Source organism: Pseudomonas sp. MWU12-2037 (assembly GCF_023242345.1).
GTDB classification, from domain to species: domain Bacteria; phylum Pseudomonadota; class Gammaproteobacteria; order Pseudomonadales; family Pseudomonadaceae; genus Aquipseudomonas; species Aquipseudomonas gingeri_D.
In genome coordinates, this window is the sequence record NZ_JALLIZ010000001.1 from 263,418 (window position 1) to 281,734 (window position 18,317).

Annotated in this window: 16 protein-coding genes; 11 read left to right on the forward strand and 5 right to left on the reverse strand. The window is 62.2% G+C overall.

Annotated elements, in window-relative coordinates:
- Positions 1–10 precede the first annotated feature (10 nt).
- On the forward strand, positions 11–1,915 hold the full coding sequence (locus M5B42_RS01190; protein WP_248744803.1) for an ATP-binding cassette domain-containing protein: 1,905 nt from the start codon (positions 11–13) through the stop codon (positions 1,913–1,915).
- A gap of 176 nt (positions 1,916–2,091) precedes the next feature.
- Here the strand turns inward: M5B42_RS01190 and M5B42_RS01195 are convergent, their stop codons facing one another.
- Positions 2,092–2,535: a universal stress protein gene (locus M5B42_RS01195; RefSeq protein WP_248744804.1), complete on the reverse strand. Its 444-nt coding sequence runs from the start codon at positions 2,533–2,535 to the stop codon at positions 2,092–2,094.
- Between the two features lie 103 nt (positions 2,536–2,638).
- Between M5B42_RS01195 and M5B42_RS01200 the strand changes: the two genes are divergently transcribed.
- From M5B42_RS01200 to M5B42_RS01230, 7 genes are all read left to right on the forward strand, one after another.
- Entirely contained in the window at positions 2,639–3,076 is a 438-nt protein-coding gene (locus tag M5B42_RS01200) for a hypothetical protein (protein ID WP_103496723.1), read from the forward strand.
- A gap of 353 nt (positions 3,077–3,429) precedes the next feature.
- Entirely contained in the window at positions 3,430–5,577 is a 2,148-nt protein-coding gene (gene fadB / locus M5B42_RS01205; RefSeq protein WP_103496725.1) for a fatty acid oxidation complex subunit alpha FadB, read from the forward strand.
- Positions 5,578–5,606: 29 nt separating this feature from the next.
- Positions 5,607–6,782: an acetyl-CoA C-acyltransferase FadA gene (gene fadA, locus M5B42_RS01210; protein WP_103496726.1), complete on the forward strand. Its 1,176-nt coding sequence runs from the start codon at positions 5,607–5,609 to the stop codon at positions 6,780–6,782.
- An 85-nt stretch (positions 6,783–6,867) separates the two neighbouring features.
- Entirely contained in the window at positions 6,868–7,104 is a 237-nt protein-coding gene (locus tag M5B42_RS01215) for a DUF1653 domain-containing protein (protein WP_100939173.1), read from the forward strand.
- Between the two features lie 114 nt (positions 7,105–7,218).
- Positions 7,219–9,834, forward strand: a complete 2,616-nt coding sequence (gene topA / locus M5B42_RS01220; RefSeq protein ID WP_177102493.1) for a type I DNA topoisomerase — start codon at positions 7,219–7,221, stop codon at positions 9,832–9,834.
- A 156-nt stretch (positions 9,835–9,990) separates the two neighbouring features.
- A complete protein-coding gene (locus tag M5B42_RS01225; RefSeq protein ID WP_248744805.1) occupies positions 9,991–10,512 on the forward strand; it encodes a DUF6586 family protein in 522 nt (173 codons plus the stop codon).
- A 176-nt stretch (positions 10,513–10,688) separates the two neighbouring features.
- A complete protein-coding gene (locus M5B42_RS01230; protein ID WP_100939176.1) occupies positions 10,689–10,925 on the forward strand; it encodes a hypothetical protein in 237 nt (78 codons plus the stop codon).
- A 107-nt stretch (positions 10,926–11,032) separates the two neighbouring features.
- Here the strand turns inward: M5B42_RS01230 and sulA are convergent, their stop codons facing one another.
- Entirely contained in the window at positions 11,033–11,506 is a 474-nt protein-coding gene (sulA, locus tag M5B42_RS01235) for an SOS-induced cell division inhibitor SulA (protein ID WP_152737317.1), read from the reverse strand.
- A 10-nt stretch (positions 11,507–11,516) separates the two neighbouring features.
- Positions 11,517–12,125, reverse strand: coding sequence for a transcriptional repressor LexA (lexA, locus tag M5B42_RS01240; protein ID WP_103496730.1), 609 nt, complete (start codon positions 12,123–12,125; stop codon positions 11,517–11,519).
- A gap of 239 nt (positions 12,126–12,364) precedes the next feature.
- On the opposite strand from lexA, the gene M5B42_RS01245 reads away from it, so the two are divergent.
- From M5B42_RS01245 to M5B42_RS01255, 3 genes are all read left to right on the forward strand, one after another.
- Positions 12,365–13,081 (forward strand): TetR/AcrR family transcriptional regulator, encoded by a 717-nt coding sequence (locus tag M5B42_RS01245; protein WP_103496731.1) that lies wholly within the window; start codon positions 12,365–12,367, stop codon positions 13,079–13,081.
- A gap of 205 nt (positions 13,082–13,286) precedes the next feature.
- On the forward strand, positions 13,287–14,285 hold the full coding sequence (gene nagZ / locus M5B42_RS01250; RefSeq protein ID WP_177102616.1) for a beta-N-acetylhexosaminidase: 999 nt from the start codon (positions 13,287–13,289) through the stop codon (positions 14,283–14,285).
- A 10-nt stretch (positions 14,286–14,295) separates the two neighbouring features.
- A complete protein-coding gene (locus M5B42_RS01255) occupies positions 14,296–15,039 on the forward strand; it encodes an S-methyl-5'-thioinosine phosphorylase (RefSeq protein ID WP_248744806.1) in 744 nt (247 codons plus the stop codon).
- Here M5B42_RS01255 and M5B42_RS01260 read toward each other — a convergent pair.
- The gene (locus M5B42_RS01260) at positions 15,036–17,729 is read right to left on the reverse strand and encodes a DEAD/DEAH box helicase (RefSeq protein WP_248745002.1); all 2,694 of its coding nucleotides are present in this window, start codon (positions 17,727–17,729) and stop codon (positions 15,036–15,038) included. The two genes, M5B42_RS01255 and M5B42_RS01260, sit on opposite strands and share 4 nt — an antisense overlap.
- A 19-nt stretch (positions 17,730–17,748) precedes the next feature.
- Positions 17,749–18,315, reverse strand: a complete 567-nt coding sequence (locus M5B42_RS01265) for a CsiV family protein (RefSeq protein ID WP_248744807.1) — start codon at positions 18,313–18,315, stop codon at positions 17,749–17,751.
- Positions 18,316–18,317: the final 2 nt, after the last annotated feature.

The window sequence follows — 18,317 nt, forward strand, 5'->3', positions numbered from 1 at the left end:
GGAGAAGCTCATGACCCTGCTCAAATTCAGCGATGTGTCCCTTGCCTTCGGCGCCATGCCGTTGTTGGACAAGGTGTCGTGGCAGATCGCCCGTGGTGAGCGGGTGTGCATCATCGGCCGCAACGGCACAGGCAAGTCCAGTATGTTGAAGCTGGTCAAGGGCGTGCAAAAGCCCGATGACGGCTCCGTCTGGCGTGCGCCCGGCCTCAAGATCGGCGAGTTGCCGCAAGAGTTGCCGCTGGCCGACGATCGCACCGTGTTCGATGTGGTTGCCGAGGGCCTGGACGGGGTCGGCGCGTTGCTCGCCGAGTACCACCACCTGAGCCAGAACATCGTCACCGATGCCGACCTGGACAAGCTCATGCATGTCCAGCACGACCTCGAAGCCCGCGATGGCTGGCGCTTGCAGACCCTGGTCGACAGCACCCTGAGTCGCCTGCAACTGCCGGCCGACAAGACCCTCGCCGAGTTGTCCGGCGGCTGGCGTCGGCGCGTCCTGCTGGCCCAGGCACTGGTCTCGGAACCGGACCTGCTGCTGCTCGACGAACCGACCAACCACCTGGACATCGGTGCGATCGCCTGGCTGGAAGAAGCCTTGAAGGATTTCCAGGGCGCGGTGCTGTTCATCACCCACGACCGTTCTTTCCTGCAGAACCTGGCCACCCGCATCCTCGAACTGGATCGCGGCGGCCTGATCGACTGGAACGGCGACTACGCCAGCTTCCTGGTGCACAAGGAAGCCACGCTGGCGGCCGAGGAAACCGCCAATGCGCTGTTCGACAAGCGCCTGGCCCAGGAAGAAGTCTGGATCCGCCAGGGCATCAAGGCCCGCCGCACCCGTAACGAAGGCCGTGTGCGCGCCTTGAAAGCCCTGCGTGTGGAGCGTAGCGAGCGTCGCGAGCGCACCGGCAAGGCGAACATCCTGCTCGATACCGCCGACAAGTCCGGCAAGCAGGTGATGGTGCTGGAAAACGTCAGCTTCGCGCACCCGGGTGGCCCGTTCCTGATCAAGGATTTCTCCATGGTCCTGCAACGTGGCGACCGGATCGGCCTGCTCGGAGCCAACGGCACCGGCAAGACCACTCTGCTCAAGCTGATGCTCAATGGCCTGCAGCCGACCAGCGGCACGGTGGAAGAGGGGACGCGCATCGACGTGGCCTACTTCGACCAGTTGCGCCATCAACTGGACCTGGAAAAGACCGTGATCGACAACGTCGCCGAAGGTCGCGACTTTATCGACATCGATGGCCAGAGCCGTCACGTGCTGAGCTACCTGGGCGACTTCCTGTTCAGCCCGCAGCGTGCGCGTACGCCGGTCAAGGCCTTGTCCGGTGGTGAGCGCGCGCGCCTGCTGCTGGCCAAGTTGTTCAGCAAACCGTCCAACCTGCTGGTACTCGACGAACCGACCAACGACCTCGATGTGGAAACCCTCGAGTTGCTGGAAGAAGTGTTGTTGACGTTCAGCGGTACCGTGCTGATGGTCAGCCACGACCGGGCTTTCCTCGACAACGTGGTCACCAGCACCCTGGTTTTCGAAGGCGAGGGCAAGGTGCGCGAGTACGTCGGTGGTTACCAGGACTGGCTGCGCCAGGGCGGTTCGCCGCGTTTGCTCGGTGTGACCGAGAACAAATCCGGCAAGGCCGAGCTCAACTCCGCGGTAGTGGCGGCTGCGGCAGCGGTCGAACAGCCGGTGGCGAAGAAAAAGCTCAGCTACAAATTGCAGCGCGAGCTGGAAGCGTTGCCGGGTGAAATCGAAGCCAAGGAACAACAGATTGCCGCTGTTGAAGCCGAAATGGCCGAGTCGAGGTTCTATCAGCGTCCGGCGGCGGAGACCGCCGCGGTCATCGCCGGGCTGGAAAAACTCCAGGCCGAGCTGGAAGTGATGGTGGAACGTTGGGCCGAGCTGGACGCCTGATGATCGGCCAGTGACAAAAAAGCCCGGCCCCATTTGCGTGGGTGCCGGGCTTTTTATTGGTGTTGCCGATATTTTATGACTTGCGCGAACCTGTAGGAGCCGGCTTGCTGGCGATTGCGATGCATTCACCGCCGCTATCGCCAGCAAGCCGGCTCCTACAGGTTCGTATTCCAGGATCAGGTCGGGCGTTTGACCAGGTGCACCGCCAGCACATCGCAGGGCGCACCGTGCAGGACGTCATTGGCGGTGGAGCCCAGCAGCAGCGCCAGGCCGTGGCGGCCATGGCTGCCGACCACGATCAGGTCGCAATGCTGTTCCTTGGCCAGATGGTGGATTTCCTGGCGCGGCTGGCCGTAGGTCAGGTGGCAGTTGTCCCGCGAGACCTCCGGGTACTTGACGATCAGCCGATCGAGGCGCTCCTTGGCCTGGTCGAATTGCTGTTGCTGCAACTGCGAAAGGTCCATCGGCACGTCGCCGCCGAACGCCATGGCCATGGGCTCGACGATATGCACCAGGGACAGCTTGGCTCCGCTGCTGACCGACAGTTCGCGTGCGCGCTTGATGACCGGGTCGCATTCTTCTGTCAGGTCGACAGCTGCCAGAATGTGTTCGTAGCTCATGAAAGGCACTCCTGAGGATCGCATTAGCTTTAAGTATGGCTGGTTTCAAGCGGATTGGTTCGGCGGCGAACCCATCGCTCATCAAGAATCGAGAGAGTTAGATATGACGGTATGGATAGTGGTGTCAATCCTCGCGCTGGTATTGAGTCCCCTGGCCTGGTTGCGTCCATCGCGCCGCCAGAGTGGGATGATGGCCGTGCGCATGGAAGCGCGGCGCATCGGCCTGGGCATGCAACTGGCGCCCCAGGAGTGGCCGCACTGGCTGCCTCACGAGCCGCCGAGCCCCTGTGCGCAATACCATCGGCCGCGCCTGCGCGCCGATAGCCCGTGCTGGTGCTATTGGCAGACCGCCCCGGGAGTCTGGGCCAACCAATGGCGGGAAATCTTGACCGATGACAAGCTGCTGGCGCATTTGCGCACGTTGCCAGACAACGCCTACAAGATCGAGGCGGACAAGCAGATGATCGCCGTGTATTGGGGCGAGCGCGGCGATGCCCAGGCCTTGCCGGCCATCGCGGCGGTGCTCAAGGCCCTGGCTTGACGCAGGGCGGGATCGGCCGCTCGCCGCTACACTATTGATTCGCTGAATGGGCGGCCATAAAGCCAGGCGCCCAGGGGGCTTTCACGCCCGGAATATGACCGGGAAGTCGTTTTTTTCGCAATGTTTTCGGCAATTGACAATTGCCGCGAATTCCGTGAAGGTGTCCACACCCAAATCAAACGGGCGTATGAATTGAGCGTTTGTCTGATCAGACGGCTCCAAACAGAATCCCGACTATCGCGTTGGCGGGTGTGCCTGGCGGCTTGGCGTAGCATCGACGGTAACGTCAGTGCCGTACCATCCGCTCGCGTCCGACGTGTACTGTTCAGCTTCCATATCGTGGAGATCAGTTGATGATTTACGAAGGTAAAGCCATCACGGTTAAGGCTCTTGAAAGTGGCATCGTCGAACTGAAGTTCGACCTCAAGGGTGAGTCCGTCAACAAGTTCAACCGTCTAACCCTGGGCGAATTGCGCCAGGCCGTGGACACCCTCAAGGCTGATGCGTCCGTCAAGGGCGTGATCGTCAGCAGCGGCAAGGACGTCTTTATCGTCGGCGCCGACATCACCGAATTTGTCGACAACTTCAAGTTGCCGGATGCCGAGTTGGTCGCTGCCAACCTCGAAGCCAACAAGATTTTCAGCGATTTCGAAGACCTGGCCGTGCCGACTGTCGCCGCGATCAATGGCATCGCCCTGGGCGGCGGTCTGGAAATGTGCCTGGCCGCGGACTTCCGCGTCATGTCCAGCAGCGCCAAGATCGGCCTGCCGGAAGTCAAGCTGGGCATCTACCCGGGCTTTGGCGGTACCGTCCGTCTGCCGCGCCTGATCGGTGCGGACAACGCCATCGAGTGGATTGCCGCCGGTAAGGAAAACCGTGCCGAAGACGCCCTGAAAGTCGGCGCCGTCGATGCCGTGGTTGCTCCGGAAAAACTCCAGGAAGCCGCTCTGGAACTGCTCAAGCGCGCCATCTCCGGCGAGCTCGACCACAAGGCCAAGCGCCAGCCGAAGCTGGACAAGCTCAAGCTCAACGCCATCGAACAGATGATGGCCTTCGAAACCGCCAAGGGTTTTGTTGCCGGTCAAGCCGGTCCGAACTACCCGGCCCCGGTCGAAGCGATCAAGACCATCCAGAAAGCCGCCAACTTCGGGCGTGACAAGGCCCTGGAAATCGAAGCCGCCGGCTTCGTGAAACTGGCCAAGACCTCGGCTGCGCAAAGCCTGATCGGTCTGTTCCTGAACGACCAGGAACTGAAGAAAAAGGCCAAGGCCTACGACGAAATCGCCAGGGACGTGAAACAGGCCGCCGTATTGGGCGCCGGTATCATGGGTGGCGGTATCGCTTATCAGTCGGCCTCCAAAGGCACGCCGATCCTGATGAAGGACATCAACGAGCACGGCATCGAGCAGGGTCTGGCGGAAGCCGCGAAACTGCTGGTCGGTCGTGTTGATAAAGGCCGCATGACCGCGGCGAAGATGGCTGAAGTGCTCAACGGCATCCGTCCTACGCTGTCCTACGGTGATTTCGGTCACGTCGACCTGGTGGTTGAAGCGGTCGTCGAGAACCCTAAAGTCAAGCAAGCGGTACTGGCGGAAGTGGAAGCCCAGGTCAAGGAAGATGCGATCCTCGCCTCCAACACCTCGACCATTTCCATCAGCCTGCTGGCCAAGGCCCTCAAGCGTCCGGAAAACTTCGTCGGCATGCACTTCTTCAACCCGGTGCACATGATGCCGCTGGTGGAAGTGATCCGTGGCGAGAAGTCCAGCGAAGAAGCGGTCGCCACCACCGTGGCCTACGCCAAGAAAATGGGCAAGAACCCGATCGTGGTCAACGACTGCCCGGGCTTCCTGGTCAACCGTATCCTGTTCCCGTACTTCGGCGGTTTCGCCAAGCTGGTCAGCGCCGGTGTGGACTTTGTCCGTATCGACAAGATCATGGAGAAGTTCGGCTGGCCGATGGGCCCGGCCTACCTGATGGACGTGGTCGGCATCGACACCGGCCACCACGGTCGTGACGTGATGGCCGAAGGTTTCCCGGACCGTATGAAGGACGATCGCCGTTCGGCGGTGGATGCCCTCTACGAAGCCAATCGCCTGGGTCAGAAAAACGGCAAGGGTTTCTACGCCTACGAGACCGACAAGCGCGGCAAGCAGAAGAAAGTCGCCGATTCGTCGGTGCTGGAAGTGCTCAAGCCGATCATCTACGAGCAGCGTGAAGTGACCGACGAGGACATCATCAACTGGATGATGGTCCCGCTGTGCCTGGAAACCGTGCGTTGCCTGGAAGACGGTATTGTCGAAACCGCCGCCGAAGCCGACATGGGTCTGGTCTACGGTATTGGTTTCCCTCCCTTCCGTGGCGGTGCGTTGCGCTACATCGATTCCATCGGTGTCGCCGAATTCGTGGCCCTGGCCGATCAGTACGCCGACCTGGGCGCGCTGTACCACCCGACCGCGAAGCTGCGTGAAATGGCCAAGACCGGCCAGCGGTTCTTCGGTTAAGCGCCCACACTAGAGCGAGAGTGAACGATATGAGCTTGAATCCTAGAGACGTCGTGATTGTCGACTTCGGTCGTACTCCGATGGGCCGCTCCAAGGGCGGCATGCACCGCAATACCCGCGCCGAGGACATGTCGGCGCACCTGATCAGCAAACTGCTGGAACGCAACGTCAAGGTCGACCCGAACGAAGTCGAGGACGTGATCTGGGGCTGTGTGAACCAGACCCTGGAGCAGGGCTGGAACATCGCCCGCATGGCGTCGCTGATGACCCAGATCCCGCACACCGCGGCCGGCCAGACCGTCAGCCGCCTGTGTGGCTCGTCCATGAGCGCGCTGCACACCGCCGCCCAGGCGATCATGACCGGCAACGGTGACGTCTTCGTCGTCGGCGGCGTCGAGCATATGGGCCATGTCGGCATGATGCACGGTGTCGATCCGAACCCGCACATGTCGCTGTACGCGGCGAAAGCCTCGGGCATGATGGGCCTGACCGCGGAAATGCTCGGCAAGATGCACGGCATCACCCGCGAGCAGCAGGACGCCTTTGGCGTGCGCTCCCACCAGTTGGCCCACAAGGCTACCGTGGAAGGCAAGTTCAAGGACGAGATCATCCCGATGCAGGGTTATGACGAGAACGGCTTCCTGAAGGTGTTCGACTACGACGAAACCATTCGTCCGGAAACCACCCTGGAAAGCCTGGCGGCCTTGAAGCCGGCGTTCAACCCCAAGGGCGGCACCGTGACGGCGGGGACTTCCTCGCAGATCACCGACGGCGCCTCGTGCATGATCGTGATGTCGGCCCAGCGTGCCCAGGACCTGGGGATCCAGCCTTTGGCGGTGATCCGTTCCATGGCCGTGGCGGGTGTGGATCCGGCGATCATGGGCTATGGTCCGGTACCGGCGACCCAGAAAGCGCTCAAGCGTGCGGGCCTGGCGATCTCCGACATCGACTTCTTCGAACTCAACGAAGCCTTCGCCGCACAGGCCCTGCCGGTGCTCAAGGATTTGAAAGTGCTCGACAAGATGAACGAGAAGGTTAACCTGCACGGCGGCGCGATTGCCTTGGGCCACCCATTCGGTTGTTCCGGTGCGCGGATTTCCGGCACCTTGCTCAACGTGATGAAGCAGAATGGCGGTACCCTTGGGGTAGCCACCATGTGCATTGGCCTCGGCCAGGGCATCAGCACCGTCTTCGAACGCGTCTAAGCGTCTCGTCGAAGGAAGCCGGGGCCTGGTGCCCCGGCTTTTGTTTTTCCGAATTTTTTTATTTTTATTTGTAAGGAGCCGATACATGAAATTGGAACCCGGGCTCTATCAGCATTACAAGGGGCCGCAGTACCGTGTTTTCAACGTTGCGCGGCACTCCGAGACCGACGAGGAACTGGTGTTCTACCAAGCCCTGTATGGCGATTACGGCTTTTGGGTACGTCCCTTGAGCATGTTCCTGGAGTCGGTCGAGGTTGACGGCGAACAGGTCCCGCGCTTTGCTTTGGTGCAAGCTGAACCGAGCCTTTTTTCAAGGCCTTGAGGAGAGGTCGCGCAGAACCCTGCGCTTGACCTCACCTTGTAGCCACTATATATAGCGGTGCCGCGTCAGGCGCAGGCCGCCTCTCACTTCTAGCATTCAGGAATTTTCTGATCCATGGGCAAATCGCTGGTCATTGTGGAATCCCCGGCTAAGGCCAAGACCATCAACAAGTACTTGGGTACCCAGTACGTGGTGAAGTCGAGTATCGGCCATATCCGAGACCTGCCCACCAGCGGTTCGGCGAGTGCCACCAAAGAGCCCGCTGCCAAGCGCGGCAAGGCGGCGGTTGGCGAAGCCCCCGTGCTGACGGCGAAGGAGAAGGCGCGCAAGCAGCTGGTCTCGCGCATGGGCGTCGACCCGGATCACGGCTGGAAAGCTCGCTACGAGATCCTTCCCGGCAAGGAGAAGGTGATCGAGGAGCTGCGCCGCCTGGCCAAGGATGCCGACACCATCTATCTCGCAACCGACTTGGACCGCGAAGGGGAAGCCATTGCCTGGCACCTGCGCGAAGCCATCGGTGGTGATGACAGCCGCTACAAGCGCGTGGTGTTCAACGAGATCACCAAGAAAGCCATCCAGGAAGCCTTCTCGGCGCCCGGCGAGCTGGATATCGATCGCGTCAATGCCCAGCAGGCCCGCCGTTTCCTCGACCGGGTCGTGGGTTACATGGTCTCGCCGTTGCTCTGGTCGAAGATCGCCCGTGGCCTCTCCGCCGGTCGCGTACAGTCGGTGGCGGTGAAGCTGGTGGTCGAGCGTGAACGCGAGATCCGTGCGTTCAACCCCGAAGAGTACTGGGAAGTCCACGCCGACCTCGGCACCGCCAAGGGCGCCAAGGTGCGCTTCGAAGTGGCGCGGGAGAAGGGCGAGGCGTTCAAGCCGCTGAATGAAGCCCAGGCCATGGCGGCCCTGGAGAAGCTCAAGGCGTCGGCCTACACCATCGCCAAGCGCGAGGACAAACCGACCAGCAGCAAGCCGTCGGCCCCCTTCATTACTTCCACCCTGCAGCAGGCCGCGAGCAACCGCCTGGGCTTCGGCGTGAAGAAAACCATGATGATGGCCCAGCGCTTGTACGAAGCGGGCTACATCACCTATATGCGTACCGACTCCACCAACCTCTCGGCTGATGCCGTGGCGATGGCGCGTACCTATATCGAAGGCGAGTTCGGCGCGAAGTACCTGCCGGAAAACGCCAACGTCTACAGCAGCAAGGCCGGCGCCCAGGAAGCTCACGAAGCCATCCGTCCTTCGGATGTGAATACCGACCCGAGCAAGCTGTCGGGCATGGAGCGTGATGCCGAGCGCCTCTACGAGCTGATCTGGCGCCAATTCGTGGCCTGCCAGATGCTGCCGGCGCAATACCTGTCGACCACCGTCAGCGTCGCCGCCGGTGACTTCGAGCTGCGTGCCAAGGGCCGTATCCTCAAGTTCGACGGTTACACCCGTGTCTTGCCGCAGATGAGCAAGCCGGGCGACGACGATGTGCTGCCGGACATGGCCCAGGGTGAGGTGATGAAGCTGATCCAGCTCGATCCGACCCAGCACTTCACCAAGCCGCCGGCCCGTTACTCCGAAGCCAGCCTGGTCAAGGAAATGGAAAAGCGCGGTATCGGTCGTCCTTCGACCTACGCGGCGATCATCTCGACCATCCAGGATCGTGGTTATGTGGCGCTGCACAACCGTCGCTTCTACTCCGAGAAGATGGGCGACATCGTCACCGAGCGCCTTTCGGAAAGCTTCTCCGACCTGATGGACTACGGTTTTACCGCCAGCATGGAAGAGCATCTCGACGACGTGGCCCAGGGCGAGCGTGACTGGAAGAACGTGCTCGACGAGTTCTACGGCGACTTCAAGAAAAAGCTCGAAGTGGCTGAAAGCCCTGACAGCGGCATGCGCGCCAACCAGCCGGTGATGACTGACATCCCGTGCCTGACCTGTGGCCGGCCGATGCAGATTCGCACCGCCTCCACCGGCGTGTTTCTCGGCTGCTCGGGTTACAGCCTGCCGCCCAAGGAACGCTGCAAGGCCACCGTCAACCTGGTGCCGGGGGATGAAATCGCCGCCGACGACGAGGGTGAATCGGAATCCCTGGTGCTGCGCGGCAAGCATCGCTGCCCGATCTGCAGCACGGCGATGGACGCCTACCTGCTGGACGAGAAGCGCAAGCTGCACATCTGCGGTAACAACCCGGATTGCGACGGCTACGAGATCGAAGAAGGCAGCTACCGCATCAAGGGCTACGAAGGCCCGAGCCTGGAATGCGACAAGTGCGGTAGCGAGATGCAACTCAAGACTGGCCGTTTCGGCAAATTCTTCGGGTGCACCAACGCGACCTGCAAGAACACCCGCAAGCTGCTCAAGAGCGGTGACGCGGCGCCGCCGAAGATGGACCCGGTGAAGATGCCGGAACTCAAGTGCGATAAGGTCAACGACACCTATATCCTGCGTGACGGTGCTTCCGGCCTGTTCCTGGCCGCCAGCCAGTTCCCGAAAAACCGTGAAACCCGCGCGCCGCTGGTGATCGAGATCCTTCCCCACAAGGACGAGATCGATCCCAAGTACCACTTCCTGTGTGATGCTCCGCAGAAGGACCCGGACGGTCGTCCATCGGTCATTCGCTACAGTCGCAAGACCAAGGAGCAGTACGTGCAGACCGAAGTGGAAGGCAAGCCGACCGGCTGGAAGGCGTTCTACGACGGCGGCAAATGGACGGTGGAAGACAAGCGCTCGTAAGCTGAGCACCTGATCCGCTGATCGGGTGTGAGCACCGGGGCCGCGTGAAAACTTGGGTTTTCACGCGGCCTTTGTCTTTTTTGGCTTGCGGCGAACTTGGTCGATCCCTGAAACTGACTGACCTGCCTGTGGCCTTTTTCCCTGGAGCGCGCCGTCATGGCCAACGAACTCTATACCCGTACCAACCAGAAGATTTTTTACGCCGGCCTCGCCCTGGAAGCCCTGGGCAAGGCCGAGACGAGCGGGGCGATGAATGCCCTGGCGCTGATCCAGGCCGAGCGCGAAGCCGCGGTGTTTCATCTATACGGTGCGCTGCTCGGGCTCTGCCATGAGATTGCCGGCTTCTACCGCCTGCCCCAGGCCGCCGCGCCGCGGGCCGAGTTGCTGCTGACCCGCGAAGTGCTGGAGGCGATCGCCATTCCGGAAATGGCCGAGCTGGTGGAGTTGGCCCATGGCCCGCAGACCTGGCTGGCCCGCTTGATCAGTGCCCACGCCGCGCTGTATCTGCCGCCCCAGGCCCCCAGGAAGGTCAAGGGCGACGTGTTGCAGCCGTTGATCGTGGCGGTGAGCCTGGATGAGGACGAGGCGCCCGATCTGGGGCGTGAGGAGTTGGAGAGCTGGCGGCAGAACCTGAAGGCGCTGGCGATCCGTTTTCGCGATGGGCTCAACGAGTGCTGAGTGATTGAACGGGCATATGGATGAACAGAGGGCGATTATTTTGTCGCCTTTTTCTTTGAAAAAAGTAGTCCCCATCTGTCAGATGTTCATCAAGTGGTAAAGAAAGCGCTTCAGTTCTCCTGCGAGGTGCCGTTGATGACTGATACAATAATGGCCTTTCGTGGAGAACTGACACTATGCCTACGTCCTTTCTAGAAATTGTCGAGCTGCCGGACGGCCGCATCGAGCTGCGCCGGGCCGAGGACGAAGGTTCTCTGGTGACCCTTAACTTTTCCGAAGATGCCAAGGCGTTCCTGCAGGGCCAGCACGTCGAGGTGGCCAAGGCCATGTTGAGCGTCGGCGTGCAGATGGCTGGGCGTTTGGCCGAAGGTGAAATCGAGAAAGACGACGGCGGGCCACGGGTTCTTCATTGAAACCGAGGCTCGTTCGACGCTGGATGACGTTTCAGGTCGGTTTCTCTGTCTTGGAGAAGCCCTGGGCGATCAGCATGCCGCACCGGCCCTGACGGCCGTTCAAACCGTCAGCCCAAACGAATATTCAGACTTTGCGCATCGCCTTGGCGAGCCGCGCTGATCAGCTGTTGGCGCGCACTGGCGTTCAGCGGGTTCAGCCAGCTGACCACGGTGTGGCTACGGCCCAGGCGCAAGGCTTCACAGGTCAATTGCTGGGCGTTTTGAGCGCTGCTGGGTTGCAGGAGCAGAATCCGCTCCCGGTTGAGCCCTGCATCCCGCAGCCAGGCCTGGGTCAGGCTGGCTGGCGGGGCGATCAGGGTCAGCCAGCGGGCCTCCTGATCCTGGCTCAACTCCCGCAGGATCGGTGCCAGCAGGCTCAGGCAACTCCCGGCAGCGCCCCGCAACGACAGCTCACTGAACACTTCTGGCTCAGTGCTCCAGGGGGCTTCGACCACCTCCTTGAGCAGGGGCGCGAGGGGTTGCGCCATGAACGCTTCGAACAGGGAAAGTTGTGCATGTTGTGGGGTTTGCTGGAATTGCATGACGCCTCCTTCAGCGGCGAATAACGCCGACACTCAAACCTTCGATGACGAAGTCCTGGTCTTTCAGGTTGACTTCGATGGGGGCGAACTCGGGGTTTTCCGCCAGCAGCCAGACCTTGCTGCCTTCGCGCTTGAAGCGCTTGACGGTGACGTCGTCGCCGATCCGCGCCACCACGATCTGGCCGTTGCGGGCTTCGCGGCAGGTGTGCACGGCCAGCAGGTCACCGTCGAAAATGCCGACGTCCTTCATGCTCATGCCGTGGACGCGCAACAGATAGTCGGCCCGGGGATGGAAGAAGGTCGGGTTGATGTTGCAGGATTCCTCGACGTGCTGCTGGGCGAGAATCGGCGCACCGGCGGCCACGCGGCCGATGATCGGCAGGGTGGATTCATCGCTCTTGGCTTCGAAACCGGGGATACGAATGCCGCGGGATGCGCCCGGGGTCATTTCGATCGCACCCTTGCGGGCCAGGGCCTTGAGGTGCTCTTCGGCCGCGTTCGGTGACTTGAACCCCAGCTCCAGGGCGATTTCCGCGCGGGTCGGCGGATAACCATTGTCATCCAGGCATCGTTTGATAAAGGCCAGAATCTCGGCTTGGCGTGGCGTCAGTTTTATCATGTTGAGCGCTCTGTCTTTTTATACAGTGACTGGGATTATATACAGTGCAAGGCGCTTGGCAATCCTCCTTTTTCTCGTGTCCGCCGGACGGTCTCCGGGCTATGGCCGCCGAGGATGGCTACAGGCCAGGATTTGTATGATTTAATGCTCGACCGGTGGGCCACGAACGGACCGCCAGACTTGACATTCCCAGGGCTGAAACGTATGTTTCAAACAAGTGTTTGTCAGGCGGAGTAACCATGGCCCAGTCGGAAACCGTTGAACGCATTCTCGATGCTGCCGAGCAATTGTTCGCGGAAAAAGGTTTCGCCGAGACCTCATTGCGGTTGATCACCAGCAAGGCGGGGGTCAATCTCGCGGCGGTGAACTACCACTTCGGCTCGAAGAAGGCCCTGATCCAGGCGGTGTTCTCGCGTTTCCTCGGCCCGTTCTGCATCAGCCTCGACCGTGAGCTGGAGCGACGCCAGGCCAAACCCGAGGTCAAGCCCGGGCTGGAAGAGCTGCTGGAAATCCTCGTCGAGCAGGCGCTGGTGGTACAACCGCGTAGTGGTAACGATCTGTCGATTTTCATGCGTTTGCTGGGCCTGGCCTTCAGCCAGAGCCAGGGCCACCTGCGGCGTTACCTGGAAGACATGTACGGCAAGGTGTTCCGACGCTATATGCTGTTGGTCAACGATGCCGCGCCACGGATTCCACCGATCGAGCTGTTCTGGCGCGTGCACTTCATGCTCGGCGCGGCGGCGTTCAGCATGTCGGGTATCAAGGCCTTGCGGGCGATTGCCGAGACCGACTTCGGGGTCAATACCTCCATCGAGCAGGTCATGCGCCTGATGGTGCCGTTCCTCGCGGCCGGCATGCGTGCCGACAGCGGTGTCACCGATGCCTCCATGGCGGCGGCGCAACTGCGCCCGCGCAGCAAGTCGACACCGGCACCGGCTGCGGCTGCCAAGGTTTGATAAGGTACGGGTGGGCGCGCCGGCTTTGATCCGCTAAGCTGCCGCCCATGCCTGATTTCTTTTTGTTCCAAGCCTCCCTTGCCCGTTCCCGCTTGCCTGGCGCTGTCCATGGCAAGGCGTTGCCGTGCCTGTCTGTCGCCGCCTGGCGTGCAGGTCCGCGAGGGCAATGGGCACTTTTGTCCAAGGATTCCCTATGAGTACTGCCCTGCAAGGCTCCCTGATGGTGGACGTCGCCGGTACCTGGTTGACGGCTGAAGATCGCCAGTTGTTGCGCCAGCCGCAAGTCGGCGGGTTGATTATCTTTGCGCGCAATATCGAGCACCCGCGCCAGGTTCGCGAACTGAGCGCGGCGATTCGCGCCGTGCGCCCGGACCTGCTGCTGGCGGTCGACCAGGAAGGCGGACGGGTGCAGCGCCTGCGCCAGGGCTTCGTACGCTTGCCGGCGATGCGCGCGCTTGCCGACAATCCGAACGCCGAATACCTGGCCGAGCAGTGCGGCTGGCTGATGGCGACCGAGGTGCTGGCGGTGGGCCTGGACCTCAGCTTTGCGCCGGTCCTGGACCTCGACTACCAGCGCAGCGCGGTGGTCGGCAGCCGCGCCTTCGAGGGTGATCCCGAGCGTGCGGCGTTGCTCGCCGGAGCCTTTATCCGCGGTATGAACAGCGCCGGCATGGCCGCCACCGGCAAGCACTTCCCCGGCCATGGCTGGGCCGAAGCCGACTCCCATGTGGCGATTCCCACCGATGAGCGGAGCCTGGATGAGATCCGCGCCAATGACCTGCTGCCTTTCGCCCGCTTGAGCAAACAGCTTGCGGCGGTGATGCCGGCCCATGTCATCTATCCACAGGTCGATGCGCAACCCGCCGGTTTCTCGCGCCGTTGGCTGCAGGAGATCCTGCGTGGCGAATTGCAATTTGACGGGGTTATCTTCAGTGATGACCTGTCGATGGCCGGTGCCCATGTGGTTGGCGACGCCGCGAGCCGGATCGAAGCGGCGTTGTCCGCCGGCTGTGACATGGGCCTGGTGTGCAACGACCGTGCGGCCGCCGAGTTGGCCTTGAGTGCCGCCCAGCGCCTGAAGGTCCAGCCGTCGCCGCGTATTGCGCGGATGCGCGGCCAGGGGTTCGCCCGCACCGATTATCGCCAGGATCCACGCTGGTTGTCGGCGTTGATGGCGCTTAAAGATGCTCAACTGATTGACTGAGGAATCCCGCATGACGGTTTACGCGATTATCGGCGGCACGGGCCTGACCCAGCTCGAAGGCTTGAGCATTCGTCAGTCGTTGACGCTGGATACGCCCTACGGCGTCCCTTCGGCGGATATCCAGATCGGTGAATACGCCGGGCGTGAGGTGCTGTTCCTGGCGCGTCATGGGCACCCGCACCGTTTTCCGCCGCATCAGGTGAACTACCGGGCCAACCTCTGGGCGCTGAAACAGGCGGGAGCCGAGGCGATCCTGGCGGTCAACGCCGTGGGCGGGATTCATGCGGCAATGGGTACCGGGCATTTCTGTGTGCCGCATCAGTTGATCGACTACACCAGCGGTCGCCAGCACACCTATTTTGCCGATGATCTGGAGCAGGTGACCCATATCGATTTCAGCTATCCCTACAGCGAAGGCCTGCGGGCACAGCTGATTGCGGCGCTGGCGGCCGAGGGGTGCGCCTATAGTAGTCATGGCGTCTATGCCTGCACCCAGGGGCCGCGGCTGGAGACAGTGGCCGAGATCGCCCGGCTGGAACGCGACGGCTGCGATATCGTCGGCATGACCGGCATGCCGGAAGCCGCACTGGCCCGCGAGCTGGAACTGGACTATGCCTGCCTGGCATTGGTGGTGAACCCGGCGGCGGGCAAGTCGACGGCGGTGATCACCATGGCCGAGATCGAGCAAGCCTTGCATGACGGCATGGGCCAGGTGAAGTCGACCCTGGCGCGGGTGCTCGCGGCGGGCCGTTAACGACCGGCTTTCTTGTCCGGCAGCGGCGCGAACAGGGCTTCGATATCGTCGTTCTGCAACTGCCAGTCGCCGGCCTGACGGCCGTCGAGCACACCGGCGGCCAGGTCCGATTTTTCCCGTTGCAGGTGCTGGATCTTTTCTTCCACCGTGCCGCGGGCAATCATCTTGTAGACGAACACCGGCTTCTCCTGGCCAATCCGATAGGCGCGGTCGGTGGCCTGGTGTTCGGCGGCCGGGTTCCACCACGGATCGTAGTGGATCACCGTGTCGGCTTCGGTGAGGTTCAGCCCCACGCCGCCGGCCTTGAGGCTGATCAGGAAAATCTGCAACTTGCCGCTCTGGAAGTCCTTGACCGGCGTGCGCCGGTCACGGGTCTGCCCGGTCAGCAGCGCATAGGCCACCCCGCGTTTACGCAACTCCACCTCGATCAGTGACAGCATCGAGGTGAACTGCGAGAACAACAGGATCCGCCGCCCTTCATCGAACAACTCCTCGAGCATCTCCATCAGGCTGTCGAGCTTGCCGGAGGCGCTGCCGCGCGCGGGCAGGGGCGCGTCGTTGACCAGGCGCAGGTCGCAGCAGACCTGGCGCAGCTTGAGCAGCGCCTCGAGGATGATGATCTGGCTGCGGGCCACGCCCTTGCGGGTGATCTCGGCGCGGACCTTCTTGTCCATGGCCAGGCGCATGGTCTCGTAGACATCGCGCTGGGCCTCGTTGAGTTCGACCCAGTGGATGATCTCGGTCTTGGGGGGCAGTTCGGTGGCCACCTGTTCCTTGGTGCGGCGCAGCAGGAAGGGCTTGATCCGGCCGTTGAGGTGTTGCAGGCGGACTTCACTGGCGTGTTTTTCGATCGGAGTTCGATAGTCGCGATTGAAGCTTTTCACGTCCCCCAGCCAGCCCGGCAACAAAAAGTGAAACAACGACCAGAGCTCGCCCAGGTGGTTTTCCAGCGGCGTTCCGCTCAGGCACAGGCGTTGCCGCGCATCCAGTTCGCGGGCGGCCTGGGCGGCCTTGCTGCCGGGGTTCTTGATGTACTGCGCCTCGTCGAGTACCAGCACGTGCAGCGGCTGGGCCTTGAGCAGCTCGATATCCTTGGGCAGCAGGGCATAGGTGGTGAGCAGCAGGTCGTAATCCTGCAATTGCTCGAAATGCTTCTTGCGTCCGGCGCCGTACAGCGCCAGCACCTTGAGCTGCGGGGTGAAATGCGCCGCCTCGTCCAGCCAGTTGGGAATCAGGCTGGTGGGCATCACCACCATGCAGGGACGGTCCAGGCGCCCGGCCTGCTTTTCGCTGAGAATGTGGGCCAGGGTCTGCAAGGTTTTTCCCAGGCCCATGTCATCGGCCAGAATGCCGCCGACTTCCAGTTGCCGTAGCGACTGCATCCAGCTCAGGCCTTCGTGCTGGTAAGGGCGCAGCGTCGCGTTGAGGCCTTCGGGAAGCGCCGCGCTGTAGTCGCGGATATCCCGCAACCGCTGGGCGAAGCCACGAATCTGTTCGCCGCCTTCCCAGAGCAGCGACAGCTCGTCCAGCGGGTTGAGCCGGGTCGCATCGGCATGGCTCAGGCGCAGGCGGGTGGTACCGGGCTCCTGCAGGTAGAACTCGCCCAGGGTGTTCAGCACCGGCCGCAGGCGCCCATAGGGCAAGGCGACTTGCAGCGGCCCGTGGTTGCCGGCGGGGGAGGCCGGGATATTCACCAGGATCAGTTCGTCGTCGCGGCGCCGGGCCAGGCGCTCGGGATTGAGCAGTTCGGTATGCGAGCGCACCAGGTTCAGCAGGATCGGCAGCAGGCTCAGGCGCTCGCCATTGACGATGATCCCCAGCTCCAGGTCGAACCAGTCGCGTTCGGGGGCTTCGTCGACCGTGGCGTACCAGTCCTCCACGGGGCTGAGGTCGAAACCGAAGTCCTCCTCGATCTGCAATTCCCAGCCCTGGGCGCGCAGGCCCGGCAGTTCGTTGAGGGTGAAATTCAGCCAGGCACTGTCATTGACCATTTCGAACAGCTCGCCGGCACTTTCCGGCAATGCCTTGCTCTGGCGCGTGGCGATCTTGAACCCCAGCAGGCGCAATTGCTCGCGACAGGCCTTTTCCGCTTCAAGCTGACGCTTGATACGCAGGCTCTGGTGTTCCTGGCGCAGGATGATATCGGCGTTTTTCTGCCCGCTGACGTACTCGCCCAGGTAGTCGAAGGAGAGGGCCGCGCGGTGCTGGATATAGCGCTGCATCCGCCCGTTGCGCGGCTCGAAGGCACTGAACTCGATGCTCGCCAGCCACAGGCGTGGCACCGGCATCAGGTCGTCGATCTGCTGTTGTGGCAAGGGTGACGGCGTGCGCGCATCCAGTACCGCCTGGAGTTTTTCCAGCAATTGGGCGTCTTTTTCCGCCGCCGGGTAGGCCAGGGTTTCCTGGACCTGCAGCAACACCGCGGCGGTGTGCTTGCAGCAGCTGCGCACCGGGCAGGTACAGGTGGCGTCGACCACCAGCAGCGTGCCTTTGGCGGACTCACGCAGGTGAATGGTCTGGCGATAGGTATTGCCGCCCGAGCCTTCGCAACTGGCGGTAATGGTGCTGTCGCCGGCCTGGACGATCCTCACGCGGTTTTCCAGGGCGTAGCGCCGGCCCCGTTCGAGGCTCTGTTCCTTGAAGCGACTGACCCAGGACGCGGCGAGCGGTTTGGTCAGGGCGGGCGTCAGGGACGAGGGCATCGGACGTTCACTGGTCGAGATTCTGTGACGGCGCTTCGCGTTTCGATGCGGCGAGTGAGGTCACCTTGAGCAGCAGGGCGAGGTGGCCGGCATCGAGGAAGTTGAGCTGACCGTTCTTGGTCTGGCTGGTCTGGTTCAGGCGTTCGCTGGCACTGACCACGCCGTTGCTGTCGAACTGGTTGACCCAGAACTGCGCCTGCACGTCGGTGAAACGCTTGAGGGTCAGGCTCAGTGTGCCTTGCACCGGGAACTGACCGAACTGTTCCTGGCCCTCGGTGATCGAGACCAGGCTCGGCTGGTCGCCCAGGGTCTGTTGCCAGGCCTTGTGCAGCAGCACCTCGTAGTTGCCGCTGGCGCCCAGTTTGGCGGTCATGTCATTGAGGCTGGGGGTGCGTTCCTGGTCGGCGGTGACCGGCTTGGCCCCCTTGGCCCAATCCTCGGGCGCCGGTTGGCTCTGGAAGGGTTGCTCCAGGTTCTGCCGGATCAGGATCATTTCGATCTGATACAACTCGTCGGCCAACGCCGCCGGGGCGATCAGGACCAACAACAAGGCCAGCGAGGGTATCAGGCGCATAC